The organism is Methylobacterium aquaticum, from assembly GCF_016804325.1.
GTDB classification, from domain to species: Bacteria; Pseudomonadota; Alphaproteobacteria; order Rhizobiales; family Beijerinckiaceae; genus Methylobacterium; species Methylobacterium aquaticum_C.
In genome coordinates this window covers 6,074,055-6,096,954 of record NZ_CP043627.1, presented here as the reverse complement: position 1 = coordinate 6,096,954, position 22,900 = coordinate 6,074,055, and the positions used below count along the sequence as shown (strand labels likewise).

Sequence of the window (22,900 nt, the reverse complement as noted above, 5' to 3'; positions counted from 1 at the left end):
TCTCTCCTCCGCGAAGCCCGACGCAGGCATGGCCGTGCATCCGGGATATCGATTGCAAACTATATATAATGATACCGAACCGGCTCGATGGCAGATACATCGCGCCGCTTGACCGCGATGTCAATATGCGTTTTGATGATGATGTCCTGTCAAAATATATATTTATAAATCAAGGAGCGCGGTGATGGACGTCAAGCGTCTCGCCCCCGACCTGTCGGTCGCCGGCCAGATCCGGCCCGCCGACCTGGCGGCCCTGGCACGGGCCGGGTTCCGGTCGGTCATCTGCAACCGGCCCGACGGGGAGGGAACGGATCAGCCTGGTTTTCCCGAGATCGGCGCGGCGGCGCGCGCGGCCGGGATCGAGGCCCACTACCTGCCCGTCGTGTCGGGCCGGGTCTCGGACGGCGATGCGGCGGCCTTCGGCGCGCTGCTGGCCGGCCTGCCCGGGCCCGTTCTCGCCTATTGCCGGACAGGCACCCGCTCGACGACGCTGTGGTCGCTCAGCGAAGCGGCCCGCGGACGGCCGCTGCCGGACATCCTCTCGGCGGCCGAGGCGGCGGGCTACGACATGACCGGAGCGGTCCGGCGGGTCGCCGCGGGCGGCCGGGCCCCCGGGGATGCCGCCGACCTCTTCCACAGCGTCGTCGTCGTCGGTGGCGGGGCCGGCGGCATCGCGGTGGCGGCGAGCCTCAAGGCGCGCAGGCCCGATCTCGACATCGCGCTGATCGACCCCGCCGACATGCATTACTATCAGCCGGGCTGGACCATGGTCGGCGGCGGCATCTTCTCGCCGGCCGAGACGGCCAGGACCATGGCCTCGCTGATCCCGGCGGGCGTGCGCTGGATCAAGGCGGCCGTGGCGGCTTTCGAGCCGGAGCGCAAGGCAGTCGTCCTGGAGGGCTGCCGGGTGGTCCGCTACGACCGCCTCGTCGTGGCGCCGGGCCTCAGTCTCGACTGGTCGGGCATCGAGGGCCTCCCCGAGACGCTCGGGCGGAACGGCGTGACCTCGAACTACCGCTACGATCTTGCTTCCTATACCTGGGATCTGGTGCAGAACCTGCGCGCCGGCCGCGCCGTGTTCACGCAGCCGCCGATGCCGATCAAGTGCGCGGGCGCGCCGCAGAAGGCGATGTATCTGTCCGCCGATCACTGGCTGCGCCGGGGACGACTGAAAGACATCGACATCGCGTTCTACAATGCGGGCGCGGTCCTGTTCGGCGTCAAGGACTACGTCGCGCCGTTGATGGAGTATGTCAGGCGCTACGATGCGCAGCTCCACTTCCAGCACAGGCTGACGCGGATCGACGGCCCCGGCCGTCGCGCCTGGTTCACCCGCACGACCGGCGATGGCGGGACCGAGACGGTCGAGACCGGTTTCGACATGATCCACGTCGTCCCCCCGCAGCGGGCACCGGACTTCGTGAGAACCTCGCCCCTCGTCGATGCCGGCGGGTGGGTCGAGGTCGATCCGGCGAGCCTGCGCCACGCGCGCCATCCCGGGATCTACGCACTCGGCGACGTCACCAATGCCCCGAACGCCAAGACCGCCGCGGCGGCCCGCAAGCAGGCTCCCGTGGTGGCCCACAACCTGCTCCTCGACATGGGATACCTGCGCGGAGACGAGGTCGCCTATGACGGCTACGGCTCGTGCCCGTTGACGGTCGAGCGCGGCAAGATCCTGCTCGCCGAGTTCGGCTATGGTGGCAAGCTGCTGCCGAGCTTTCCGGCTTGGCTCATCGACGGGACGAAGCCCAGCCACATGGCCTGGCTTCTCAAGGAGCGGATGCTGCCGCCGATCTACTGGAAGGCGATGCTGAAGGGCCGCGAGTGGATGGCAACGCCTCGTCCCGGGCCGCTGGGCGCCGGCAGGCGGGCGGCCTGAGCCCCCCGGAAAGCCGGGGCCGCCTCTCGCAGGCCCTGGCCCGGTCGCCGGGGCGGTTGCGGCCTCCGGCGCGGGGCCGGCGCTCAGGGCTCGTCGCCGACCTTCGCGAACTGGGCGGCCTGCCCGAGGGCGCGCAGCCGCGCGTCCGGGGAGCGGGACGGGGCCCGCCATGGGCGCTCGGCGATCAGGATGTCGTCGAGCGCCTCCAGCAGGGCGCGCATCCGCGGATCGCTCAGGCTGTAGAAGACGACCTTGTGCTCGCGCCGGGTGGCCACGACCTCGGCGTTGCGCAACTCGCCGAGCTGCTGCGACAGGGTCGGCTGGCGGATGCCGAGCCGCTGCTCGATCTCCGAGACCGCGCATTCGCCGTCGGCCAGCAGGTAGAGGATGCGCAGCCGGTTGGGATTGGCCGCCACCTTGAGCAGCTCCGCGATCCGGGCGGCATTCGCCTCGTTGGCGCCGGGGCCCATCAGGCGCTGCCCAGTCGATAGTACCAATCGGTTCCGTTCGCGCCGGCCTCCGCGAGGCCGTCGGCGGTGACCGGCGGATTGGCCAGGACCGGCTCGCCGGGCTGCCACCCCTCCGGCGTCGAGACCTCCGCCGCATCGCAGGTCTGGAGCGCCTTCACCAGCCGCAGGAGTTCGGCCACGCTGCGCCCGACGCTGAGCGGATAGGCGACGAGGGCGCGCACGATGCCGTCCGGGTCGATGACGAAGGTCGTCCGCACCGTGGCGCTGGAGGTCGCACCCGAAGGCAGCATCCCGTAGGCTCGGGCGATGCCCATCGTCGGGTCCTCGACGATGGGAAACGGGATCGCGACGCCGAAGCGCTGCGCGATGCTGTGGACCCAGGCGAGATGCGAGGACAGGCTGTCGACGGAGAGGGCCAGGAGATCGCAATCGAGTGCCTGGAACGCCGCATGGGCCTCGGCGAAGGCGACGAACTCGCTGGTGCAGACCGGGGTGAAATCGGCCGGGTGCGAGAAGAATACCAGCCAGCGCCCCCGGTAGGACGCGAGGGTGCGAGGACCCAGGGTGGTGCGGGCCCGGAAATTCGGCGCGACGTCCCCGATGATCGGCGGACAGGATGGCGGCGGAAGGGGAGGGGTGTCGTTTTCAGTCGTCATGAAGCGAGGCTCCGGCTGGCATGGCGAGGGCGCTGGAGGACCAACTGCCGCTGGGGGATCGCAACGTCAATATGTTGTTTCATATTTTGTAACAGGTTACGTGGCGAAACGTGGATTGACAGGGCGACGACGAGGGTCGAGGAAGGTCGCGTCGCCTCGCAAAGGGCTGGTCCACCTTCGGATCCGGCCCCTTCTCCCGGCTTGTCCCCTCGGAGCGATCCCATGCTGGCCGACCATCTCCCGAGCGCGCTCGACCTCGCCCGCAGCCAGTTCGCCTTCACGGTCGTCTGGCACTTCCTGTTCCCGGCCTTCACCATCGGGCTGGCGAGCTACCTCGCCGTGCTGGAGGCGTTCTGGCTCGCCACCGGCCGGGACGTCTACCTCGATACCTACCGCTACTGGCTCAAGATCTTCGCCGTCGCCTTCGCCATGGGCGTCGTCTCGGGGCTGGTGATGAGCTACCAGTTCGGCACCAACTGGTCGGTCTTCTCGGACAAGACCGCGCCGGTGCTGGGCCCGCTCCTCGGCTACGAGGTGCTCACCGCCTTCTTCCTCGAAGCCGGCTTCCTCGGGGTGATGCTGTTCGGGCTCGAGCGGGTGGGGCGGCGCCTGCACTTCCTCGCCACCGCGCTCGTGGCCGGCGGCACGCTGCTCTCGGCCTTCTGGATCCTGTCCGCCAATTCCTGGATGCAGACCCCGGCCGGCCACGTCCTCGACGCCGATGGCCGCTTCGTGCCCGAGAGCTGGTGGGCGGTGATCTTCAACCCGTCCTTTCCCTACCGCTTCGCCCACACCGTCACCGCCGCCTACCTAACGACCGCGATGATCGTCGGCGCGGTCGGCGCCTGGCACCTGCTGCGCGACCGCTTCAATCCCCGCGCCCGGCTGATGTTCTCGATGGCGATGTGGATGGCGGCTTTCGTCGCCCCGGTGCAGCTCGTCCTCGGCGACCTGCATGGCGGGAACACCTATCACCATCAGCCGGCCAAGGTGGCGGCGATGGAGGGGCATTTCGAGAGCGAGCGCCGGGCCCCCTCGATCCTGTTCGGCTGGCCCGATGCCGAGAGTGGATCGACCAAGTGGAAGGTCGGGATCCCCGGTCTCGCCAGCCTCTACCTCGCCCACGACCTCGATGCCGAGGTGACGGGCCTCAAGGCTTTGCCGCGCGACACCTGGCCGACCAACCTGCCGCTGGTGTTCTGGGCCTTCCGGGTCATGGTCGGCCTCGGCCTCCTGATGATCGGTCTCGGCCTGTGGTCGCTCTACCTGCGCTGGAAGGACCGGCTCTACGAGACGCCCTGGCTGCACCGCTTCGCGGTGGCGATGGGGCCGTCGGGGCTCGTCGCGGTCACCGCCGGCTGGGTGGTGACGGAGGCCGGCCGCCAGCCCTTCACGGTCTACGGCCTGCTGCGGACCGCCGACAGCCTGTCTCCGGTCGCCGCGCCCGCGGTGGCGACCTCGCTCGCCGCCTTCGCGGTCGTCTACTTCGCGGTGTTCGGGGCCGGCATCTGGTACCTGATGCACCTCTTCAACCAGGCGCCGCGCCCGCACGAGCCGGGACCGCCGGTCGGCCAGCCGGTGCGGACCGCCGGCATCACCCCGCCCCGGCGCTCGCCGCCGATCCCCGTCCGATGCCGGCCGAATGAGGAGGATCCGATGAGCGTCGACCTCACCCTGATCTGGGCCGTCCTGATCGCGACGGCGGTGTTCCTCTACGTGGCGATGGACGGGTTCGACCTCGGCATCGGCATCCTGTTCCCGGCGCTGCCCCACAAGGTCGACCGGGACGTGATGGTGAACTCGGTCGCCCCGGTCTGGGACGGTAACGAAACCTGGCTGGTGCTCGGCGGCGGCGGGCTGTTCGCGGCCTTCCCGCTCGCCTACGTCACCATCCTGCCGGCCCTCTACATGCCGCTGATCCTGATGCTGCTGGCCCTCGTGTTCCGCGGCGTCGCCTTCGAGATGCGGTTCCGGGTCGTCACGCCGCGCGGGCAGCTCGCCTGGGACCGGGCCTTCTCCTGGGGCAGCTACGTCGCGGCGTTCTGCCAGGGCATCGCGCTCGGCGCCTTCGTGCAGGGGATCCGGGTCGAGGGCCGCGCCTATGCGGGCGGCTGGTGGGACTGGCTGACGCCGTTCTCGCTCCTGACCGGGTTCGCCCTCGTCGTCGGCTACGGCCTTCTCGGCGCCTGCTGGCTCATCTGGAAGACCGAAGGCGACCTGCAGCGGCGCGCCTACGCGCTCGCCCAGCCCCTCGGGCTCGCCACCCTCGTCGCCATCGCGGTGGTCTCGGCGACCATGCTCGCGGTGAGTGCGCCGTTCCGCGAGCGCTGGCTCGGCCTGCCGGGCATGGCGGTCGGCGCCCCGGTGCCGGTGCTCGTCGGCCTCCTGGCCTGGCGCTTCGCCGTGGCCCTGGAGCGGCGAGAGGAGGTCATGCCGTTCCTCTGCGCGCTCGGGATCTTCCTGCTGTCCTATGTCGGGCTCGGGATCAGCATGTGGCCGTACATCGTGCCGCCGGACATCACGATCTGGCAGGCGGCGACCCATCCGAAGTCGCAGGCCTTCCTGCTCTACGGCGCGGCGGTGCTGGTGCCGCTGGTGCTGGCCTACACGGCCTACGTCTACTGGCTGTTCCGCGGCAAGGTGACGGCCGGAGCGGGGTATCATTGATGCGCGCCGACCCCGACACCACGACGGGAGGCGCACGGGACCGCGCCGCCCGCCTCCCGCAGGGAGCACTGGGCCTGCGCCGGCTCGGATGGTTTCTCCTGCTCTGGTCGCTCAGTGTCGCGAGCCTGACGGCGATCGCCTTGCCGCTCCGCTGGCTGCTTCGCTCTGTCTGACGTCTCGAACATCGGGAGACTTGACGGCGGCCTCACCCGTCGGTCCAGTCGCCTCAAATCGCGGAACGGGCGGCTGCAGGGGGCCGGGGCGCTCCGGCGACGCTCGTGGCCTCGGCGCGGTCGGGAGGGAGACAGATACGTCCCACGGCGCTATATTAGGGGAAGCTAAAAAACCGGAATCCAACAGTTCGGGACAGGAGCCGATGGACGCCCCGACGCCGACCGACCTGACACGGTTCCAGGACAAGGCCGCCGATGCGGCCCGCCTGCTCCGCCTGCTCGCCAACGAGAAGCGCTTGCTGATCCTGTGCCTGCTGGTCGCCCGCGGCGAGATGGACGTGACCAGCCTCGCCGGGGAGGTCGAGCTCAGCCAGTCGGCCCTGTCGCAGCACCTCGCCAGGCTGCGCGAGGACGGGCTCGTCGCGTTCCGGCGCGAGAGCCAGTCGATCTACTACCGGCTCGAAGACCCCCGGGCTGCGCGCGTGCTGGCGACCCTCAAGGACATCTTCTGCCCGGATCTCGATTGATCGGCGTCAGCCCCGGGCGATCTCCGCCTCGATGCCGGACCGATCCGTCCGGTTGCGCAGCCGAAGGCTCAGGCCGCTCCGGCGGGACGCCATCTCGGCGATGGCGAGGCCGAGGCCGCTTCCCGTCGCGCTCTTGTGGCGCCCCCGGAAGAACCGTGTCGTGACGTGGGGCAACTCGTCCTCGGGAATGCCCGGTCCCTCGTCGCGAACGACGATGCCCCCGCCATCCGGCCGCACGCTCCAGGCCACCGTGCCGGTCTGCATGTGCTGCACGGCGTTCTCGTGCAGGTTCCGGACGGCGAGTCGCAAGCCCTCCGGGTCGGCAAGCAGCCTGTAGCCGCGAAGCCCCGGATCGATCTGGGTTCGCACCCCGGTCGGCGTCCGCATACCGTCCACGGTCTCGGCTACCAGCGCACCAACATCGACCTCCGCCAGGGGCGGCACGTCCCCTGCGGCATCGAGCCGGGCGGCGTCGAGCAACTGGCGGACGAGGCGCGTGGTCCGGTCGACGGCGGCCAGGATCTGGCGCAAGGCCGCCTTCGCCACCTCCGGGTCGGTGGCGGCCATGGCGACCTGGGCCTGGAGCTTGAGGCCGGCAAGCGGGGTGCGCAGCTCGTGCGCGGCGAACGCCGTCACCTCCCGTTCGTGCCGGCGGGCCGCTTCGACCTTGAGGAAGAGCCCGTTGAGGGCGTCGGCCAGGGGGCGCACCTCCGCGGGGGCGCGTCCGGCGTCGATGGCGCTCATGTCGTCGGCGTCACGTCCCGCGAGGTCGCGCGCCATCCGCCGCAACGGGCGCAGGCCCCGCCCGAGGCTCGCCCAGATCAGCATCCCGAGCAGCGGCACCACCAGGAGCGTGGGAGCGACGAGGCCCATGATGAGGTCGGTGACGAGGCGCTCGCGCAGGCCGAGCCGGTCGCCGACCATCACGCGCACGCCCTTGCCGGCATCCTCCAGCGTGAAGACCCGCCAGGTCTCGCCGTCGACCTCGCGCTGCGAGAAGCCGGCCGGGGCGTCGGTCAGGCGCCGCTCGGGGGCTCCGCTCGACCGTGCGACCATCCGGCCGTCGAGGGACCAGATCTGGCAGGAGAGCTGCCGCTCGTACGACATCGGCGCCGGGATGGCGCCGGGCGCCCCGCCGGGACCCGTGCCGCCGATCGCGCCGACCAGGGAGCCGACCATGCGGGCCGCTTCCTGCAGGCGGTTGTCGAGGACCTGCTCCACCTCGCGCTTCGAGCCGAGATAGATCCAGGCGACCGCGCTGAGCCAGATCAGGCCGGTGGCGAGGAGCAGGATGGTGAACAGCCTGACGCGAAGCGACCTCATGCCAGGGCCCTCATGCGATAGCCGAGGCCGCGCACCGTCTCGATGGCGTGCCGGCCGATCTTGGCGCGCAGGTTGTGCACGTGGACCTCGACCGCATTGCTCTCGACCTCCTCCTGCCAGCCGTAGAGGCGCTCTTCCAGCTCCGCCTTCGAGCGCAGCACGTCGGGGCGCTCCATCAGGGCCGCCAGCACCATGACCTCGCGCCGGGAGATGGTGACGGGCGTCCCGTGGACGGTGACGGCAAGGCTGCCGGGATCGAGCCGGATGCCGCCATGCTCCAGGATACCCGCCGCCCGCCCCGAGGCCCGCCGGACGACGGCGCGGATGCGGGCCGAGAGCTCGCCGAGGTCGAAGGGCTTGCCGAGATAGTCGTCGGCGCCGCCATCGAGCCCGGCGATCCGGTCGGCGACCGCGTCGCGGGCGGTCAGCAGGACGACCGGCGTCCGGTCCGCTCGACGCCGCAGGCCGCGCAGCACGTCGAGGCCGGAGCCGTCGGGCAGCATCAGGTCGAGGACGACCGCCGAAAAGGTGCTCGTGGCGAGCGCCGCCTCGGCATCGGCGCAGGTCGCGACGCAATCGACGGTCGCCCCGCCGAGGCTCAGGCCCGCCCGGAGCCCGTCCGCCAGAATGGTGTCGTCCTCGACGACGAGGATGCGCATGCGTGTCCCTCCGTCCCGCCCCGCATCCTCCGGCCTGACCTTAAGCCTGGCTTAAGGTGCGTTTTCGACCTGCGGCGGGCCGATCCGAACCCGGGCCCCGCCGATGCCGACCATTCTCGCCCACCTCGTCCTCGCCGCCCTACTCTGGGCAGGATCCGCGCTCTGGTCGCCGGGGCAGTGCGGCGAGCCGGCCGCACGGCCGATGCCGTTCACCCTCGCGGCGACCCGCGACGCCGACCTGTCGCTGCGCCTGCGCTGGACCATCGCCCCCGGCACCTACCTCTACCGCGACAAGCTCGCCGCCGCCGATGCCGACGGCCGCGAGCTTCCCCTGCGCACGACGTCCGGCGAGACCAAGGACGATCCGAATTTCGGGCCGACCGAGATCTACCACGGCGCGGCCGAAGCCGTAGTGCCGGCCGCGTCGCTCGCCGGGGTGGCGGGCCTGCGCGTCACCTACCAGGGCTGCGCCGAGAAGGGCATCTGCTACCCGCCGGTCACCCGGGTCGTCGCGGTGCCCGCGCCTGGCCCGGAGAGCGCGGCCGTGACGGTGAGTCCCTCTGCCGATGCGCCCCCGTCGGCGGAGCCCCCCGGGGCGGGGAGCGGATGGCTCGCGGGCCCGCTCGTGGGGGTGCTCGCGACCTTCCTCGGGCTCGGCCTGCTCCTGGCCTTCACCCCATGCGTGCTGCCGATGGTGCCGGTGCTCGCCGGCATGCTGGCCCGCTCCGGGGAGCGTCTCTCGGCCGGGCGCGGCTTCGTCCTGTCCGGCACCTACGTGCTCGCGATGGCGCTGGCCTACGGGACGCTCGGCGTGGCGGCGTCCTGGTCCGGACGCAACCTTCAGGTCGCGCTCCAGACGCCCGCGGCCCTCGGGCTGCTCGCCGCGGCCTTCGCCGCGCTGGCCCTGTCGATGTTCGGCGCGTTCGACCTCGCGCTGCCTTCGGGCGTCGCCGCCCGCCTGTCCCGCCTGCGCGGACGCCGGTTCGGCGCGCTCGGCGGTGCCGCGATCCTGGGCTTCACCTCCGCGCTGATCGTCGGCCCCTGCGTGACCCCGCCGCTCGCCGCGGCCCTCCTGTACGTCGCCCGGACCGGGGACGTGGCCCGCGGCGCCGCCGCCCTGTTCGCGCTCGGCCTCGGCATGGGCCTGCCGCTGATCCTGGTCGGCACGTTCGGGGCGGGGATCCTGCCGCGCTCCGGCCCCTGGCTCGTCGCCGCCAAGCAGGCCTTCGGCGTCGTCTTCCTCGGCCTCGCGATCACCATGGTGTCCCGCCTTGCACCGCCCGAGGCGACGCTCGCGCTCTGGGGCCTGCTGGCGGTCGGCACCGGCGTGTTCGTCGGCGCCTTCGACCCGATCGGGGCCGGGGTCGCGTCACGTCTCGCGAAGACCGCCGGCATCGTCGCGGTGACCTATGGCTGCGCCCTCCTCGTCGGCGCTGCGGCAGGCGGGACAGACCCGCTGCGGCCGCTCGCCGGCCTCGGCCAAGGGCAGGAGGTTCGCGTCGCGGAGGCCCGGACGATCACCTCCGTCCCGGCGCTCGAGGCGGCCCTCGCGGCGGTGCGGGCCGAGGGCAAGCCGGCGCTCGTCGAATTCGCCGCCGCGTGGTGCACCGTCTGCCGGACGAACGAGCGGACCGTCATGGCCGATGCAGGCATCCGCGAGCGGCTGCGATCCGTCTCGGTCATCCGGGCCGACGTCACGCGGGACGACACCGACGCCCGCGCCCTGATGCAGCGTTTCGCGGTCGTCGGACCGCCGACCCTGATCCTGCTGCGCCCCGACGGCGGCGAGGTCCGCGAGGCCCGCACCGAGGGCGAGCTCACGGTCGAGGACCTGACGCGCCGCCTTGCCCTCGTCGGCGCCTGATCCGCCCCTTCGACCCACCACCAGCCATGGAGATTGTCATGGACCGCAGGACCCTGCTCGCCCTTCTGCCCGCCGCCACGCTCGCGCCCGCCCTGCTCTCGCCCGGTCTGCGGACCGAGGTGGCCTTCGCCCAAGGGATCGACACGAACGCGATCCTCAACGACCCCGAGGCGCCGGTCTCCGGCAACCCGAAGGGCGATCTGACCATCGTCGCCTTCCTCGATTACAACTGCCCGTTCTGCAAGAAGGCCGAGCCCGATCTTCTCCGCCTGGTGAAGACGGACGGGCGCATCCGCCTCGTCCACAAGGACTGGCCGATCCTCGGCGACGCCTCGGTCTATGGCGCACAGCTCGCCCTCGCGGCGCGCTACCAGGACCGCTACGACACGGTACACCGCGCCCTCATGGCCATTCCGGGCCGCAAGATCCCCAAGGAGCGGATGCGGGACGCGGTGGCCGCCGCAGGCGTCGACATGGCCCGCCTGGACGAGGACGCGACGGCGCATCGGGCCGAGATCGCGGCCCTGCTCCAGCGCAACCTCGACCAGGCCGACGCGCTGGGCCTGCAGGGAACGCCGGTCTTCCTGATCGGCCAGCTGAAGGTCGCGGCGGCCCTCGACTACGACGGCTTCCGGCAGGCCGCCGCCCAGGCCCGCGCCAAGGCCCCCAACGGAGGCCGTTCGTGAGGCGGCGGCTCCTCCGTCTCCCGGCGCCGGTCGCGCTCGCCGCAATGCTCGGCGCCTGCACCACCTCGATGGGGGCACAAGGCCCGGTCGCGGAGGCCCGGCCGCAGGTGCCCCCAGAAGTGTCGCGCCGCTACGCGGCGATCACCGACGAGCCCTTTCCCGTCGAGGCGGTCGACCCGCACGACCTCAAGGCCCGCAACGTCCGCCAGGTCGTCGCGTACCCGACGCGGGAGCCGCCCGGCACCCTGGTGGTCGACCCCCAGCGGCGCTTCCTCTACCTCGTGATGGAGGGCGGCAAGGCGATGCGCTACGGGGTCGGCGTCGGCAAGGCCGGCTTCGAGTTCACCGGCGAGGCCACGGTCGCCCGCAAGGCGTCGTGGCCGCGCTGGACGCCGACCCCCGACATGCTCCGGCGCGACCCGGAGCGGAACGGGCGCTGGGCCGGCGGCATGCCGGGCGGGGCGAGGAACCCGCTCGGCGCGCGGGCGCTCTACCTGTTCAAGGACGGCAAGGACACGCTCTATCGCATCCACGGCACGACGGAGCCGTGGAGCATTGGCGAGGCGGTCTCCTCGGGATGCATCCGCATGCTGAACCAAGACGTCATCGACCTGCATCGCCGCGTGCCCACCGGCACCAGGGTCGTGGTGCTGGGATCGCGGGGCACCGCCCATGCGGCGCGGCCAGCCGGGCCGGAGATGACCGGCAGCCTCGGGCGGGGCGTGCCCGCCGGGCTGCAACCGGATGACGGTCTCGATCATGCCGGGCTCGACGGCCTGTCCCGCGAGGCCACGGAAGCGCCGATACCAGAGGGAGTGGCGAATGATGAAGGTCTTTAAGGGGCTGGTGCTCGCGATCGTCCTCACAGCCCTGGGCGCGGGGCCGGTCCAGGCCGGCTCGGAGGCGCCCGCCGGGTACTACGCCGACCAGAAGGTCGTCTACCACAACGATGGCGGCCAGGACGGCCCCGCCTATGTCCGGCGCTTGCTCGGCAACCTGCGCAACCACGTCGAGGCCGTCGGCCGGACGCATGTCGAGATCCGCGTGGTGAGCCACGGCGATGGGGTCGCGCTGTTCCAGGCGGCCGCGACCGACAAGGACCTCGCCGGGCGGATCGACGCCCTCAAGGCGATGGGCGTCCGGTTCCTGGTCTGCGCCAACACCCTGCGGGAGCGCAGGATCGACCGCGGGACGCTCTACGGCGTGACCGAGGACGACGTGGTGCCGAGCGGCGTCGCCGAACTGGCGCGCCTGCAGGGCATGGGCTTCTCCTACATCCACCCTTGATCCGGCACCGAGGGTGGATGGGCGCCGCTCGCGCACCGGCGCACGCCTTCCAGGCCGGAGAGCCGCAGCCGCTCTTGCCAAAACATTAGGATATGCTAATTGAGTATCACCTAATGTTATGACTTCGCGGGGGACGGCGTCCTCCGCGAAGCATCCGGGCATCGCCCGGACCGACGCTCGGGAGCGACCACTATGGATGGCTTCACGCCTGTCAGCGCCCTCATCGGCGGCGCCATGATCGGCACCTCCGCCGCCCTGTTCCTCATCCTCAACGGGCGCATCGCCGGCATCAGCGGCATCCTCGGCGGGCTTCTGGCCGCGCCCTCGCGCGAGACCGGCTGGCGGGTCGCCTTCCTCGCGGGTCTCGTCCTGGCGCCGCTGGCCTACGGCCTCGTCGCGCGTCTGCCCGCCGTGACGGTCGGCGCCTCGCTCCCCCTCCTGGCGGTGGCGGGCCTGCTGGTCGGGTTCGGTTCGCGCCTCGGCTCCGGCTGCACCAGCGGCCACGGCGTCTGCGGCCTCGGCCGCCTGTCGCCCCGCTCGATGGCCGCGACCGTCACCTTCATGACTGTGGCCATCCTCACCGTCCTCGTCACCCGTCACCTGATCGGAGCCTGAGCCGTGAGAACCGTCTCCGCCTTCGCCGCCGGCCTCCTGTTCGGCCTCGGCCTCCTCGTCTCCGGGATGAGCGATCCGGCCAAGGTGCTTGGTTTCCTCGACCTCGCCGGCCACTGGGACCCGAGCCTCGCCTTCGTGATGGCGGGAGCCGTCGCGGTCTCGGCACTGGGCACCCTGGCGGCGCGGCGTCGCGGCCGGCCGCTCCTCGCGCCCCGGTTGGAGATCCCGACCCGGCGCGACCTCGACCTGCCCCTAGTCGCCGGTGCGGCGATCTTCGGCCTCGGCTGGGGCCTCGCCGGCCTGTGCCCGGGGCCGGCCCTCACCCTCCTGACGGTGGCGCCGGCCCAGGCCGCAACCTTCGTGGCCGCCATGATCGCCGGCATGCTGCTGGTCCGCCTCGTGCCCGAACCCGCAACCGATCAAGACGCCCGCCGAGGCGGCATCCGTCCAGAGGCGCGGGGCGCGTGACCGGGCCCGACGCGAACGGTCGGCGTTACCCGAAGACCCCGCGCGACGCCCTCGAGGGCGCGGCATGGAGCGAGCGATGGAGGCGAGCATGACGACGAAGAGCGCGAAGGACCTGGTGGCCGAGGCCAACCGCGAGGTGACGACCCTGTCGGCCGAGGAGGCGCTGGCCCGCCTCGCCCGGACGGAGACGGTGCTCGTCGACGTCCGCGAGAGCGAGGAACTGGCCAAGACCGGCCGGATCGCCGGTGCGGTCCACGTCCCGCGCGGCGTGCTGGAATTCCAGGCTGACCCGGCGAGCCCGACCCACAAGGCCGAGCTCGGGGGCGGCCGGAGCCTGATCCTCTACTGCGCCTCGGGCAACCGCTCGGCGCTCGCCGCCAAGGCGCTCCAGGAGATGGGGCTCGGTCCGGTCGCCCACGTCGCCGGGGGGTTCGCCGCGCTTGAGAAGGCCGGCGGGGTGGTGGAGCCGGCCTGACCGCCGCCGAAGCCCCGCCCGCGCCCTGCCTCCCGACGGGACGTTCCCGGCGTGCCGGTTCCGATGAGCGCAACCGAGATCGGACCGGTCCTTTGCTGGACGACACAGCCCGTCGACTGCGTGCCACGTCGCCTCACACGGCCTTGCCGACCAAGCTCCCGATGCCGGCGGTGACCGCCATGGCGAGGGCGCCCCAGAAGGCGACCCGCGCCATCGCCTTCGGCACCGCCGCTCCGCCGGCGCGCGCACCGAGGGCACCGAGGACGGCCAGGAAGACGAGCGAGGCGCCCGACACGGTGTAGACGGCGAGGTTCGCCGGCGAGACGACCGCCACGAGGAGCGGCAGCGCCGCCCCCGCCGAGAAGGTGGCGGCCGAGGTCAGGGCGGCCTGGACCGGCCGAGCCGTGGTGAAGTCCGAGATGCCGAGTTCGTCCCGGGCATGGGCCCCGAGGGCATCCTTGGCCATGAGCTGCTCGGCGACCTGCACGGCCAGCGCGTGGTCGAGCCCGCGGTCGACATAGATCCGTGCCAGCTCCTCCGTCTCGGCCGCGGGATCGTCGGCAAGTTCCCCGCGCTCGCGAGCGAGGTCGGCCTGTTCGGTATCGGCCTGGGAACTGACCGAGACGTACTCGCCCGCCGCCATCGACATCGCTCCGGCCACGAGCCCGGCACAGCCGGCGACCAGGACCTCGCCAGTCCCGGCCGCGGAGGCGGCGACGCCCACGATCAGGCTGGCGGTCGAGACGAGGCCGTCATTGGCCCCGAGCACGGCGGCGCGCAGCCAGCCGATACGGTCGATGAGGTGCCTCTCGGCGTGGACGGGGCGCATCGGGGTCGGGATCTCCGGGGGCAGGTGCGGGAAACCGCATCGCGCCGCGTGTCATGGTGCATCCGTGTCGCGGCAGCATGAAGCAGGGCCGCGGCCTCGGTTCGGCCGCCCCCGGGAGCCGTGCCGCACAGGCAGGCTACCGGGGTCGTCGTCACGGCTTGTTTTGCGCCGGGTTCTGGCTCTGCCCCGGGTTCTGGCCCGTGCCCAGCTGTCCCTGGAGGTCGATGGGCTTGTTGTCGTTGAGGTCCCACCCGGTATTCGGATCGGTGCCGGTGCGCTGGAGCTGGGCGCGCATCTGCCACTGGTACTTGGCGATGCCGTGCTCGACTTCCTGGAGCAGGTTGGAGGTGGTCGGGTCGACCTTCTCGGTCGCCTTGATCGCGGCGTTCACCTCCTCCCCGACGCGCTTGTAGGCGTTAGTGAACCAGGCGAGGATCTGGGCGTCGTCGAGGAAGCCGCCCGGGATTTCCGGGACGCCCGACGTCCTCACGATGGTGTTGGCCCGCCCGTCCGCCGAGGCGCCGACGGCGAGCAGCCGCTCGGCGATGGTGTCGGCATATTTCGACAGCCCCTCGTAGTGCTCCTGCAGCAGGAGATGCAGCGGGTAGTACAGCGTGCCGGATGCGTTCCAGTGCGCCTGCTTGGTCTGGAGCTGGAGCTGCTGCAGCTCGGTGAGCGTCTGCTGCAGGGCGGCGACGTCCTTCTTCATCCCGTCCTCGCCGGCGCCGAGGTCGATGACGGGTTGACGGCTGATCTCGTTCGTCGGGAACGCGCCGGTTGGCTGACGGCTGCCGACCTGGGTCTGCGAGGACTGGCGGACGCCGTCGGTCCGCGCTCCCGAGGTCTGCGGGTCCGCCGCGGGTGCGGTCCGGTCGGCCTGGGCGACCTGAACGCGGGCGAGGATCTGGCTGGCCGAGGGGGCAGTCCCCCTGGCCTGGGCGAGGGTGGCATCACGGGACAGCGCGGGCGACAGGGCCGTTGAGACGAGCAGAAGTCCGAACGCAAGGGACGGGATCGAGCGGGTCATGGGGAACCTTGGGTGAGCATCATGCCGGATGAAGCAGGCCGAAGGTCCTGCCCGGTCGACAAGGACGAACGAGGCGCACCCGACGTTCCTGAGTGACAGGGAATTTAAGGTTTGACGGCCCGCCACAGGGTCTTGCGGGGTCAGGCCATGGCTCGAGCGCGGTGGGCGCCAATGGATCGATATCCGGACTTCGACCGTTACCGAGCCTTCGATCCGGGGCAGTCCCCGGACCCCTGCGCCGACGAGATTGACCCGTGACGGTTGCATTCGACTACGAGGTGACGCTGGCCACGCCGGCCGGTCTGCGCGTCCTGACGGCTCAGACCGAGCGTGAGGTCGCGCTGATGGCGAAGTCGGTGCTGCGCCGTCACGGGGGGAGTCCTCTCAGGATCGGGGTCACGATCGCCTGTCGGGATCCCGGGGCGCTCCGACGGATCGCGTCATATCTCAACGATGTCAGCTTGGAGCTCGATCGGGAGTGGCGCGGCACCACCCCTTCGTCGTATCGTGGGATGTTTCTCTTCCCCTGAGACAAGTACCGGGCGTCATCATCCGGAAATCGTGCTAGTCATGACGGCAGCGTTCCACTGCAGATCCGACACCTCCGGCCGACGAGGTTCTGGCGAGCATCGCTGCGGATGCGGGCTGTACAGCCTTATTGCTTGCGGGCGGCTCAGTGGTGCGCGAACAGCATCCAGATGGCCATGCCGACCATCATTAGGTTCTCGGTCAGCGACACGAAACCGAGCGGCACGCTCCCCGAGCCGCCGACGCAGGCGCATTTGATCTCGCGCTTGTCGACGTAGACCGCCTTGAATACTGAAACGGCGCCGACCGTGCCAATGACGAGCGCAACCGGGATCGACAGCCAGTTCAGGGCACCCGCGACCATCAGCACGCCGGCCAGGGCCTCGCAGAACGGGTAGGCGTAGGCGTAGCGCACGCAGCGGCGGGCGAGCAGATCGTAGCCCAGGAACATGGACGAGAAGATCTCGACGTCCTGCAACTTCAGGATGGCCAGCACGCACATGCTGAAGGCGATGAACCACTCGCCCGCCCGGGTCGTCAGCGGCGTCCCGTAGGCGGCGTAGCTCGCAGCAAGCGCCATGAGCGCGGTCATCGCGAATACGCCGACGACGGGTGTGTAGCTCGTTGCCTTCGGATCCTTCACGGCCTTGCCGAGGTGTCGCCGCAGGTCGTCGTAGCCGCCGATGCGCTGCCCGCCGATGAAGGTCTGCGGCGTGGTCTTCACGCCATGCTCGGCCTTGAAGGCGTCGGTCTCCTCGCGCGTGGTCAGCCAATGGTCGTCGACCTGGAAGCCCTCGCGTTCGAGCAGGTCCTTGGTCTTCAGCCCGTATGGGCAGACATGCTTCTCCATGACCATCCGGTAGACGGTGGCCCTGCGGGTCGTGTCGAGCATGGATCGGCTCATCGTTGCCGGTGGTCCCGTTCGAGGGACAACCCGCCGGACCCTGGAGCGGGTACAGGCCGATGTGACGCGTCATACGGCCCTGGGACGGCCCGTGGGTGACCATGCCGGTCATCCGTGCATCACGGCCCCGTGGCCGACCACGTTTGCCGCCGCCAGCAGGCACAGACCGGCTAGGGAGGACATCGCGACGATCGCCAGGACCACGTCGGAGGTCCGTGGCGAGCCGGGGCGAGGCCCGAAGGCGAGCTGTCTCCAGCGGCCTTTGCGAAGCGTGAAATGGGTCACGAAGGATTGCCCTGGTGCGGTCCGCTCCGGGACCAGTGGGTTTGCGCCCCGCAATTGGTTCGCACGGACCGCCGGGTTCAGGACCCGGCGACGGCGGCAACGCCAAGGACAAGGGCCAGACACAGCCCGACCCCGCCCGCAGCCCAAAGGAGCCACGCGATGGCACCATGCCGGTTGTCGTTGCCGGGCCGCGGCAGTGCGCTCGGCCAGCGCCGCCATCGTCGACATGTCGACGGGGCCTGCAGGACCGACGAGACCGAGCCGGCGTCAGGGTGATGGCGGCACGACATGACCGGGACATCCGGTGGCGTACTCATCCGTGACGATGCCGCCATGCCCGGACAGGAGATCGGGATGGGTCGAGGCCAGGCCGCCGCCGAGGCGTGCCCAATCCTCGATCGACCCGTCCGTCGGGAGGGTGGGGCCCGATGCGTCGGCCGTTCCGGCCACCGGGCCTGGCCCCGCCCAGCCGCCCCAGGCGAACCGCGCCGTCCGAACGATGGCCTTCTTCATGTCGCTCTCCCGTCTCGGTGGCTGAGGCGGACCGGGAACCGCCGCCCGTGCCTTGGCGCAGCAAGGGTCGGAGGTTCGAGCCTAAGCTTTCGTAAACCAACTCGGCCGGCGCAAGCCGCCCGCGAAGGCGCGTCCAGGGGCGTGTCAGGTTTGTCCCGACAGGATTGCGGTCTTCTCCGACTGCGCCTCCATCCCCGGCGCCACAGATCCTTCGGCAAGCGGGGAGACCGAGGCACCGAGCCCGGTCGCTGCAGGGGCCGGCGCGAGAGGACCCTGCGACCCGCGGGCCAAAAGCCACAGGCCACCTCGTCGAACCCGTCACGGTCGTGGCCCGCAAGGGTCAGCCACCACCATCACGGAGTTGAAACCGATGAAACGTCTCGCACTGGCCCTCGCGGCCGCATCGAGCCTGATGCTGTTCTCGTCAGCGAGCGAGGCCCGGCCCTTCGGGCGCGGCCATGGGCACGGCTTCCACCATGGCGGCTTCGGCGGCCATCACGGCGGGCTCCGCCACGGTTTCCGTGGTCACCATTCGATCGGCTTGCGCCCCCACACCCGGCGCTTCGGCGGGTACCGCCGCTACGGCCTCTCGCGGGCCCGGTACGGCTATGGGCGCCCCTACGGACGCTACGGCTACGGGTACCGCCGCGGCCATCGCGGCCTCGGGCTGGCGGCCGGCCTCGGTCTCGGCCTCGCCGCGGCCGCAGCCAGGCCTGCCTATTACGGCGGCTACGGATACGGCTACCGCTACGCCCCGGTGGGCTATGGGTACGGCTACGGCCAGCCCGCCTGCAGCTGCGGCTACTGAGTTCCTTCGTCCATCGGACCCGCACCCGGATCCTGGCGGTCCCATCCCGCCGGGACCTCCCTTCCCACCTGACCGAGGCGAACCCATGAAGACGCTTCTCGCGACCACCCTCGCTGCTGCCCTGCTCGCCGGCCCCGCGCTCGCCCAGGACAAGGCGGCGCAGCCGCCCGCCGGTGCCCAGACCACACCGATGACGCCGCCGCCGGCCGGCGCCGCGATGCCGGCCCCGGCCGGCAACGCAGGCGGCATGACCATGGCTGACACCGCGACCGCCAAGATCAAGTTCGTCACCGCCAAGCCGGCCGAGGTGACCTCGTCCAGGCTCGTCGGCAAGAACCTCTACAACAACAAGAACGAAACCGTCGGGGAGATCGAGGATCTCGTCATCGACAACGGCAAGACGGTCACCGGCGTCGTCGTCAGCGTCGGCGGCTTCCTCGGCATGGGCGAGCGCTACGTGGTGGTCGACCCCTCGTCGATCTTCTTGCACAAGGCGGACGGCAAGCTCAAGGCGATGGTCGACACCGATAAGGACGCCCTCAAGAACGCGCCCGAGTTCAAGTACAACCGAAACACCTGATCCGTCGCGCGTGGCTCCGTGCCCGCGGAGCCACGCTCAAGCACTCCCGTGCGCAGACGCTGTCGGGGTAAACCTGACAGGCGTCGGTGAGAACGGCGAGGCTCGGCGAAACCTCTTGTCGCCTGCCAGGATCCGGACGCTACTCTGAACTGCGTCATCAACATCGAGACAGCGGAAAGAGTGGCGATGATCATGGACATCATCAAGCAGGGCTCCCGCGCCAGGGCCCTCGGGCGCCCGCGGGATGCCTGCAACTACCCGTTGGATTCCCGCGAGCGCCGGGCCTGGTACGAGGGCTACGACGGTTCGACGTGGGATTTCGCCGAGCGGGTCACCCATCCGGCCGTCGCGTCCCGGAGCCGCACGACCCGGGACGCGGCGGCCAACCCGACCTCGATCTAGATCGCGGACGTCGCCCTCGAGCCTGCGGGGCTTCGGCGCCGGTCTGGACGGCAACGGAGAGGGCGATGGGACGCAAGCGAACCCACTGTGTCGACGGCCGGGCCTTCGGACGCCTGGAACGGGTGGTGACCACCCTGGTCGAGGCGGGCCTGCAGGACCCTGCGGCGGCACCGCCGAACCTCATCGAACGGCTGCGGCACCTGCAGCGGACTGCGATGGCCGCAGGGGGCGACCGCCAGATCCTCCAGGTCATCGCGTCGGGCCGGCGCCTGCTCGGCGATGGGCAGGCCTTGACTGGCCCGGGCGTACCGACCGACCCCGAGACTGTCCAGGCGCCCTCGACCGGGGCGCCCTTGCAGGATACGGCGATCTCGGCCGATGGTCCGCACGCGGAAAGACCGGCCTCGTCGGCCGGGACGACCGCCGCGAACGAGCCTACCCGATAGCCCCTGCATGATCCCAAGGCTTGACGACGGCGACGCCGGCCGCCCCGAGATCCATCGTGGAAACGGACGCACAGTCGTCGCGCTCGCGGTGGCGGCCGCCATCCCGGTGCTGCTCCTCAGCGGCTGGGTAGCGACGCTCATGGCGCAGCAGCAGCGCGGGCTGACCCGCAGCGCCGCGGTGGCGAGCGCGGCCCGCGTCGCCGAGCGCGTCGCCTCCGACATCGCGACCCAGGTCGCGGTCCTCCGCGCCGAGGCTGCCTCGGCCAGCCTGGACCGGCCGGACCTCGCCGCCTTCTATGCCGAGGCCGAGCGTCTGAGGCAGGAGCACCCGCTCTGGGAGACCGTCGAGCTCGCCGGCCCCGACGGGGCCCAGGTCGTCAACCTGCTCCGCTCCCTCGACGACGAACTCGGCCCCACCGCCGACCGCGTGAGCTTCGACGCGGTGGTACGGACGAAGCGGCCGGTGGTCGGCGGGATCGGACCGGTCGGGCGGATCTCGGGCAAGCGCCTAGTCGCGCTGCGGGTCCCGGTCGTCCGCGACGGAACGCTCCGCCACGTCCTCTCGGTCGGCCTCGCGACGAACGCGGTCAGCTCGATCCTCCGCGATGCGGGCGCGCCGGAGGGCTGGGTCGGGACCATCGTCGACGCGCAGGGCAACACCATCGCCCGCACCCGGGCCGAGGCGGAGGAACTCGGCCACCCGGCCAACGCCGCCCTGCGGGCCGCCATCCGGCGGGCGCCACAGGGCTTCTACACCGGTTCCACCTTGGAGGGACCGGACGTCGAGGTCGTCTACCGCACGCTGACGGAGACGGGCGGCTGGTCAGTGCATTTCGGCCTGCCGGCCGCCACGCTGAACGCGCCGGTCTCGCGTTCCTACCTCGTGCTGGCCGGCGGCAGCGTGCTCAGCATCGGCCTCGGCCTCGCGCTGGTCGGCCTCGTCGGCCGCGACATGGCCCAGCGCCGGGCGGGCGAGCAGGCGCGCTTCGCCCTCGCCCTGCGGTCGAGCGAGGAGCAGGGCGCGGTCGCCGCCGAGGCGGCGGAACTCGGCACCTTGCGATGGGATACGGTGGAGGAGACCGTGACGGCCTCCCGGCGCGCCGCCGAACTCCTGGGCTGGGAGGCGGAGGTGCCGGAGGGGCGCGAGATGACGGCGGATGCCGACATCGCCCTGCTGGCGGTCGACGCCGCCGACCGCGAGCGGTTGGTCACGGAACTGCGGCGAAGCCTCGCCGAGGGCATGCCCCTCGACGTGGAGTTCCGGGTCTCGCAACGGAGCCCGGAGCCGCGGTGGGTGCGCCTGACCGGACGTGCGCCCCGGCTTCGGAAGGACGACCCCGCCGACCTCGTCTACGGCGTCGTCTCGGATGTCGGGCCGCGCAAGCGCGCCGAGGCGGAGCGCCTCGACCTGCTGCGCCGCCTCGGCGAGGCGCAGGAGAACGAGCAGCGCCGGATCGCCCGCGAGCTGCACGACCAGGTCGGGCAGACGGTGACCGGGCTGTCGCTCGGCCTCAAGGGGCTTGAACGGATGCTCACCTCGGACGGGACCTCGACCGAGGCCAAACGGCAGATCGCGTGGCTGCAGCGGCTCGCCGGCGAGGTCGGGCGCGACATCCACCGCGCCGCCATCGACCTGCGCCCGACCGCCCTCGACGACCTGGGCCTGCGCGAGGCGCTGGCGACGCTCCTGGGCGAGTGGGGCCAGCGCCACGGCATCCGGCCCGACCTGGAATTCATCGGCGAGGCCTCGCGCCTGCCGGCGGCCGTCGAGAGCGCGATCTACCGGATCGTGCAGGAGGCGCTCACCAATGTGCTGAAGCACGCGCGGGCGGCCACCGTCAGCGTCTGCCTCGACCACCGCCCGGACGAGGTCCAGGTGATCATCGAGGATGACGGCGTCGGCTGCGAGCCCGCCTCCGGCCCCGCTCCGCCCGACGGGCGCAAGTCCGTCGAGCCGCGGCTGGGCCTTTCGGGCATCCGCGAGCGTTTGACCCTGCTGGGTGGCACGCTCACCCTGGAAACGTCCTCGGGCGTCGGCACGACGCTGTTCGTCCGCATCCCGGTGGCGCCGGCCGCCTGACGCACGGGAGAAGCCATCATGGACCGTATCCGCGTCGTCCTGGCCGACGACCATCCCGTGGTCCTCGCGGGCATACGGGCGCTCCTGAACGCCGACCCCGAAATCGAGCTCGTCGGCGAGGCCACCGATGGCGGCGAGGCGCTGCCGATGATCCGTGCCGTCGCGCCCGACATCGCCGTGGTCGACGTCTCGATGCCCGGCCTGAACGGTCTCGAACTGACCGAGCGGGTGACGGGCGAGTGCCCGGGGACCCGGGTGCTGGTGCTGACGGTCCACGAGGACGCCGCCTACGTGCAGCCGCTGATGAAGGCCGGGGCGCGGGGCTACCTGCTCAAGCGCTCCGCGGCGGACGACCTGCTGCGCGCGGTCCGGGCCGTGGCCTCCGGGGGCGTCTACCTCGACCCCTCGATCGCCGGCCACGCCCTGGCGGAGCCCTGCGGGGCGGACGGGCGCCCGGGCATGGCGGAGGGGCGCGAGCCATTGAGCCCGCGCGAGACCGAGACCTTGCGGCTGATCGCACAAGGGTTCAGCAACAAGGAGATCGCGCGGCGCATCGACGTTAGCGTGAAGTCGGTCGAGACCTACAAGGCGCGGGCCGCCGAGAAGCTCGGGCTGAAGACCCGGGCCGAGATCATCCGCTACGGCGCCGCGCATGGCTGGTTCGACGCGCTCGCCTTGCGGTAGCGATACCCTCATTCCCTGGCGGCGCCGGGGTCGGCCCCCCAGCACCCCGCCCAGCGAGGGCC

General features: G+C 71.3%; 25 protein-coding genes and 1 pseudogene. 18 read left to right on the top strand and 8 right to left on the bottom strand.

Features of this window, described 5'->3' with window-relative positions:
* Positions 1–184: 184 nt before the first annotated feature.
* Positions 185–1,882 (top strand): bifunctional protein tyrosine phosphatase family protein/NAD(P)/FAD-dependent oxidoreductase, encoded by a 1,698-nt coding sequence (locus F1D61_RS28065; RefSeq protein ID WP_203155327.1) that lies wholly within the window; start codon positions 185–187, stop codon positions 1,880–1,882.
* A gap of 83 nt (positions 1,883–1,965) precedes the next feature.
* Here the strand turns inward: F1D61_RS28065 and F1D61_RS28060 are convergent, their stop codons facing one another.
* The gene (locus tag F1D61_RS28060; protein WP_203155326.1) at positions 1,966–2,352 is read right to left on the bottom strand and encodes an ArsR/SmtB family transcription factor; all 387 of its coding nucleotides are present in this window, start codon (positions 2,350–2,352) and stop codon (positions 1,966–1,968) included.
* On the bottom strand, positions 2,352–3,008 hold the full coding sequence (locus tag F1D61_RS28055; RefSeq protein ID WP_203155325.1) for a peroxiredoxin: 657 nt from the start codon (positions 3,006–3,008) through the stop codon (positions 2,352–2,354). Before F1D61_RS28055 ends, F1D61_RS28060 begins: the two co-directional genes overlap by 1 nt.
* A gap of 222 nt (positions 3,009–3,230) precedes the next feature.
* On the opposite strand from F1D61_RS28055, the pseudogene F1D61_RS28050 reads away from it, so the two are divergent.
* The 3 genes and pseudogenes from F1D61_RS28050 to F1D61_RS28040 all read left to right on the top strand — a co-directional run bounded on the left by F1D61_RS28050 (position 3,231) and on the right by F1D61_RS28040 (position 6,375).
* Positions 3,231–4,654, top strand: a pseudogene (locus F1D61_RS28050) (cytochrome ubiquinol oxidase subunit I).
* 10 nt (positions 4,655–4,664) lie between these two features.
* Entirely contained in the window at positions 4,665–5,675 is a 1,011-nt protein-coding gene (gene cydB, locus F1D61_RS28045; RefSeq protein WP_203155324.1) for a cytochrome d ubiquinol oxidase subunit II, read from the top strand.
* Positions 5,676–6,051: 376 nt separating this feature from the next.
* Positions 6,052–6,375: an ArsR/SmtB family transcription factor gene (locus F1D61_RS28040; protein ID WP_203155323.1), complete on the top strand. Its 324-nt coding sequence runs from the start codon at positions 6,052–6,054 to the stop codon at positions 6,373–6,375.
* Between the two features lie 6 nt (positions 6,376–6,381).
* Here F1D61_RS28040 and F1D61_RS28035 read toward each other — a convergent pair whose 3' ends face one another.
* Together F1D61_RS28035 and F1D61_RS28030 are read right to left on the bottom strand one after the other, a co-directional pair.
* A complete protein-coding gene (locus F1D61_RS28035) occupies positions 6,382–7,698 on the bottom strand; it encodes an ATP-binding protein (protein ID WP_203155322.1) in 1,317 nt (438 codons plus the stop codon).
* The gene (locus F1D61_RS28030; RefSeq protein WP_203155321.1) at positions 7,695–8,357 is read right to left on the bottom strand and encodes a response regulator; all 663 of its coding nucleotides are present in this window, start codon (positions 8,355–8,357) and stop codon (positions 7,695–7,697) included. The genes F1D61_RS28035 and F1D61_RS28030 overlap by 4 nt, the downstream gene beginning before the upstream one ends.
* Positions 8,358–8,460: 103 nt before the next feature.
* Here F1D61_RS28030 and dsbD point away from each other — a divergent pair, with 103 nt between their 5' ends.
* The 7 genes from dsbD to F1D61_RS27995 all read left to right on the top strand — a co-directional run bounded on the left by dsbD (position 8,461) and on the right by F1D61_RS27995 (position 13,752).
* A complete protein-coding gene (gene dsbD / locus F1D61_RS28025) occupies positions 8,461–10,221 on the top strand; it encodes a protein-disulfide reductase DsbD (RefSeq protein WP_203155320.1) in 1,761 nt (586 codons plus the stop codon).
* A 38-nt stretch (positions 10,222–10,259) separates the two neighbouring features.
* Positions 10,260–10,907, top strand: a complete 648-nt coding sequence (locus tag F1D61_RS28020; protein ID WP_200601458.1) for a DsbA family protein — start codon at positions 10,260–10,262, stop codon at positions 10,905–10,907.
* A gap of 44 nt (positions 10,908–10,951) precedes the next feature.
* The gene (locus F1D61_RS28015) at positions 10,952–11,746 is read left to right on the top strand and encodes a L,D-transpeptidase (protein ID WP_203159320.1); all 795 of its coding nucleotides are present in this window, start codon (positions 10,952–10,954) and stop codon (positions 11,744–11,746) included.
* Entirely contained in the window at positions 11,730–12,194 is a 465-nt protein-coding gene (locus tag F1D61_RS28010; protein WP_413231059.1) for a DsrE family protein, read from the top strand. The genes F1D61_RS28015 and F1D61_RS28010 overlap by 17 nt, the downstream gene beginning before the upstream one ends.
* Positions 12,195–12,386: 192 nt before the next feature.
* A complete protein-coding gene (locus F1D61_RS28005) occupies positions 12,387–12,809 on the top strand; it encodes a YeeE/YedE family protein (protein WP_203155319.1) in 423 nt (140 codons plus the stop codon).
* A gap of 3 nt (positions 12,810–12,812) precedes the next feature.
* Positions 12,813–13,277, top strand: coding sequence for a YeeE/YedE family protein (locus tag F1D61_RS28000; RefSeq protein WP_246775578.1), 465 nt, complete (start codon positions 12,813–12,815; stop codon positions 13,275–13,277).
* Positions 13,278–13,365: 88 nt separating this feature from the next.
* Entirely contained in the window at positions 13,366–13,752 is a 387-nt protein-coding gene (locus tag F1D61_RS27995) for a rhodanese-like domain-containing protein (RefSeq protein ID WP_203155318.1), read from the top strand.
* A gap of 133 nt (positions 13,753–13,885) precedes the next feature.
* Here F1D61_RS27995 and F1D61_RS27990 read toward each other — a convergent pair whose 3' ends face one another.
* Positions 13,886–14,581 carry a VIT1/CCC1 transporter family protein gene (locus F1D61_RS27990; RefSeq protein WP_200601455.1) on the bottom strand — a complete coding sequence of 232 codons (696 nt, stop codon included), beginning with the start codon at positions 14,579–14,581 and terminating at the stop codon, positions 13,886–13,888.
* A 151-nt stretch (positions 14,582–14,732) separates the two neighbouring features.
* Complete coding sequence (locus F1D61_RS27985) at positions 14,733–15,608, bottom strand: Dps family protein (protein ID WP_203155317.1); 876 nt, start codon at positions 15,606–15,608, stop codon at positions 14,733–14,735.
* A gap of 254 nt (positions 15,609–15,862) precedes the next feature.
* Here F1D61_RS27985 and F1D61_RS27980 point away from each other — a divergent pair, with 254 nt between their 5' ends.
* Positions 15,863–16,138, top strand: a complete 276-nt coding sequence (locus tag F1D61_RS27980) for a hypothetical protein (RefSeq protein WP_060850607.1) — start codon at positions 15,863–15,865, stop codon at positions 16,136–16,138.
* A gap of 143 nt (positions 16,139–16,281) precedes the next feature.
* Here the strand turns inward: F1D61_RS27980 and F1D61_RS27975 are convergent, their stop codons facing one another.
* Both F1D61_RS27975 and F1D61_RS27970 read right to left on the bottom strand, forming a co-directional pair.
* Positions 16,282–17,028, bottom strand: coding sequence for a MauE/DoxX family redox-associated membrane protein (locus F1D61_RS27975; protein ID WP_203155316.1), 747 nt, complete (start codon positions 17,026–17,028; stop codon positions 16,282–16,284).
* A 564-nt stretch (positions 17,029–17,592) separates the two neighbouring features.
* The gene (locus F1D61_RS27970; RefSeq protein ID WP_060850609.1) at positions 17,593–17,838 is read right to left on the bottom strand and encodes a hypothetical protein; all 246 of its coding nucleotides are present in this window, start codon (positions 17,836–17,838) and stop codon (positions 17,593–17,595) included.
* 370 nt (positions 17,839–18,208) lie between these two features.
* On the opposite strand from F1D61_RS27970, the gene F1D61_RS27965 reads away from it, so the two are divergent.
* The 6 genes from F1D61_RS27965 (at position 18,209) to F1D61_RS27940 (ending at position 22,838) form a co-directional block, all read left to right on the top strand.
* Positions 18,209–18,646: a hypothetical protein gene (locus F1D61_RS27965; RefSeq protein ID WP_203155315.1), complete on the top strand. Its 438-nt coding sequence runs from the start codon at positions 18,209–18,211 to the stop codon at positions 18,644–18,646.
* Positions 18,647–18,731: 85 nt separating this feature from the next.
* Entirely contained in the window at positions 18,732–19,226 is a 495-nt protein-coding gene (locus F1D61_RS27960) for a PRC-barrel domain-containing protein (RefSeq protein ID WP_200601448.1), read from the top strand.
* Positions 19,227–19,412: 186 nt separating this feature from the next.
* A complete protein-coding gene (locus F1D61_RS27955) occupies positions 19,413–19,628 on the top strand; it encodes a hypothetical protein (RefSeq protein ID WP_060850927.1) in 216 nt (71 codons plus the stop codon).
* A gap of 65 nt (positions 19,629–19,693) precedes the next feature.
* Positions 19,694–20,074, top strand: a complete 381-nt coding sequence (locus F1D61_RS27950; protein WP_203155314.1) for a hypothetical protein — start codon at positions 19,694–19,696, stop codon at positions 20,072–20,074.
* A 7-nt stretch (positions 20,075–20,081) separates the two neighbouring features.
* Positions 20,082–22,154 carry a sensor histidine kinase gene (locus tag F1D61_RS27945; protein ID WP_200601446.1) on the top strand — a complete coding sequence of 691 codons (2,073 nt, stop codon included), beginning with the start codon at positions 20,082–20,084 and terminating at the stop codon, positions 22,152–22,154.
* An 18-nt stretch (positions 22,155–22,172) separates the two neighbouring features.
* A complete protein-coding gene (locus tag F1D61_RS27940) occupies positions 22,173–22,838 on the top strand; it encodes a response regulator transcription factor (RefSeq protein WP_200601445.1) in 666 nt (221 codons plus the stop codon).
* Positions 22,839–22,900 lie beyond the last annotated feature (62 nt).

Excerpts from the sequence above, each read along its gene's own strand:
- F1D61_RS28065 (WP_203155327.1), top strand. The coding sequence starts at position 185 with ATGGACGTCAAGCGTCTCGCCCCCGACCTGTCGGTCGCCGGCCAGATC.
- F1D61_RS28060 (WP_203155326.1), bottom strand. The coding sequence starts at position 2,352 with ATGGGCCCCGGCGCCAACGAGGCGAATGCCGCCCGGATCGCGGAGCTG.
- F1D61_RS28055 (WP_203155325.1), bottom strand. The coding sequence starts at position 3,008 with ATGACGACTGAAAACGACACCCCTCCCCTTCCGCCGCCATCCTGTCCG.
- cydB (WP_203155324.1), top strand. The coding sequence starts at position 4,665 with ATGAGCGTCGACCTCACCCTGATCTGGGCCGTCCTGATCGCGACGGCG.
- F1D61_RS28040 (WP_203155323.1), top strand. The coding sequence starts at position 6,052 with ATGGACGCCCCGACGCCGACCGACCTGACACGGTTCCAGGACAAGGCC.
- F1D61_RS28035 (WP_203155322.1), bottom strand. The coding sequence starts at position 7,698 with ATGAGGTCGCTTCGCGTCAGGCTGTTCACCATCCTGCTCCTCGCCACC.
- F1D61_RS28030 (WP_203155321.1), bottom strand. The coding sequence starts at position 8,357 with ATGCGCATCCTCGTCGTCGAGGACGACACCATTCTGGCGGACGGGCTC.
- dsbD (WP_203155320.1), top strand. The coding sequence starts at position 8,461 with ATGCCGACCATTCTCGCCCACCTCGTCCTCGCCGCCCTACTCTGGGCA.
- F1D61_RS28020 (WP_200601458.1), top strand. The coding sequence starts at position 10,260 with ATGGACCGCAGGACCCTGCTCGCCCTTCTGCCCGCCGCCACGCTCGCG.
- F1D61_RS28015 (WP_203159320.1), top strand. The coding sequence starts at position 10,952 with ATGCTCGGCGCCTGCACCACCTCGATGGGGGCACAAGGCCCGGTCGCG.
- F1D61_RS28010 (WP_413231059.1), top strand. The coding sequence starts at position 11,730 with ATGATGAAGGTCTTTAAGGGGCTGGTGCTCGCGATCGTCCTCACAGCC.
- F1D61_RS28005 (WP_203155319.1), top strand. The coding sequence starts at position 12,387 with ATGGATGGCTTCACGCCTGTCAGCGCCCTCATCGGCGGCGCCATGATC.
- F1D61_RS27995 (WP_203155318.1), top strand. The coding sequence starts at position 13,366 with ATGACGACGAAGAGCGCGAAGGACCTGGTGGCCGAGGCCAACCGCGAG.
- F1D61_RS27990 (WP_200601455.1), bottom strand. The coding sequence starts at position 14,581 with ATGCGCCCCGTCCACGCCGAGAGGCACCTCATCGACCGTATCGGCTGG.
- F1D61_RS27985 (WP_203155317.1), bottom strand. The coding sequence starts at position 15,608 with ATGACCCGCTCGATCCCGTCCCTTGCGTTCGGACTTCTGCTCGTCTCA.
- F1D61_RS27975 (WP_203155316.1), bottom strand. The coding sequence starts at position 17,028 with ATGCTCGACACGACCCGCAGGGCCACCGTCTACCGGATGGTCATGGAG.
- F1D61_RS27970 (WP_060850609.1), bottom strand. The coding sequence starts at position 17,838 with ATGAAGAAGGCCATCGTTCGGACGGCGCGGTTCGCCTGGGGCGGCTGG.
- F1D61_RS27965 (WP_203155315.1), top strand. The coding sequence starts at position 18,209 with ATGAAACGTCTCGCACTGGCCCTCGCGGCCGCATCGAGCCTGATGCTG.
- F1D61_RS27960 (WP_200601448.1), top strand. The coding sequence starts at position 18,732 with ATGAAGACGCTTCTCGCGACCACCCTCGCTGCTGCCCTGCTCGCCGGC.
- F1D61_RS27955 (WP_060850927.1), top strand. The coding sequence starts at position 19,413 with ATGATCATGGACATCATCAAGCAGGGCTCCCGCGCCAGGGCCCTCGGG.
- F1D61_RS27950 (WP_203155314.1), top strand. The coding sequence starts at position 19,694 with ATGGGACGCAAGCGAACCCACTGTGTCGACGGCCGGGCCTTCGGACGC.
- F1D61_RS27945 (WP_200601446.1), top strand. The coding sequence starts at position 20,082 with ATGATCCCAAGGCTTGACGACGGCGACGCCGGCCGCCCCGAGATCCAT.
- F1D61_RS27940 (WP_200601445.1), top strand. The coding sequence starts at position 22,173 with ATGGACCGTATCCGCGTCGTCCTGGCCGACGACCATCCCGTGGTCCTC.